Source organism: Paracraurococcus ruber, from assembly GCF_004353985.1.
In the GTDB taxonomy this organism is placed as follows: Bacteria; Pseudomonadota; Alphaproteobacteria; order Acetobacterales; family Acetobacteraceae; genus Paracraurococcus; species Paracraurococcus ruber.
Window position 1 is genome coordinate 1 of sequence record NZ_SMOA01000632.1, and the last position, 844, is coordinate 844.

Sequence of the window (844 nt, forward strand, 5' to 3'; positions counted from 1 at the left end):
CGGGCGCCGGTGCCCGCCAGCGAGGTGGCGGCGCTGCGCGGCGCCTGCCCCCCGGCCGAGGGACGCCCGGCCGACCAGGCCGCGGCGCGGACCCTGATCGAGCAGGCGGAAGCCTACCGCGCGGCGATGGCCCGCTGAGCCGGCCTGCCGCGGCGCCGCCGGGAGGCTGAACCGGGCGTCCGGGGCCGGCCCAGGGTCGCCGCGCCGTCGGGGGCGGCGCGGCAGGTTCCGCTTGACGCGACGGCCCCGGCCGCTAGTCTCCCGCCGCTTCCGCCAGCCCGGCAGACCGAACCCGCGAAGGCTTCCCCATGGCCAAGGCCAATACCATCCAGATCAAGCTCGTCAGCAGCGCCGATACCGGCTTCTTCTACGTCACCAAGAAGAACGTCCGGAACATGACTGGCAAGCTCGAGAAGAAGAAGTACGACCCGGTGGCGCGCAAGCACGTCGTCTTCCGCGAAGCCAAGATCAAGTAGCCGGCGCGGCGCGCAGGCGCCGCATCCCAGCAGCGGGATTGGCGGCGGCCGGGGCAACCCGGCCGCCTTTTCATGCGTGCGGCCGCCATCCGGGCAAGGACCCGCGCCGATGGCCGGCGGCCCGAGGCCCGACTCCACCCAGCGATCGACGCGGGGCAGCGGTCCGGCCTCGCGTCACGCCTGGGCCATCGCGCGAATCGCCGCCGGCCGCGCCCGGCCCGGACCCCGGCGCCGGCCCCGGGTCCATGCCCCGTGACCATGCAAGATTTAGCACTGCGACCTTCGGCCCCGCGCGCGATCGCCCGCGGCGCCGGGGCCAGGCCGTGGCCGCAGCCGCGGAGGCGGCCGCGCCGCCGGCCGGCGCCCGA

Annotated in this window: 1 protein-coding gene; it reads left to right on the top strand. The window is 76.4% G+C overall.

From position 1 onward, the window contains the following. The first annotated feature begins 308 nt into the window (after nt 1-308). Complete coding sequence (gene rpmG, locus E2C05_RS32210) at nt 309-476, top strand: 50S ribosomal protein L33 (RefSeq protein ID WP_133223649.1); 168 nt, start codon at nt 309-311, stop codon at nt 474-476. The last annotated feature ends 368 nt before the right edge of the window (nt 477-844 follow it).

Coding starts and splice junctions, on each gene's coding strand:
- rpmG (WP_133223649.1), top strand. CDS start 309: ATGGCCAAGGCCAATACCATCCAGATCAAGCTCGTCAGCAGCGCCGAT.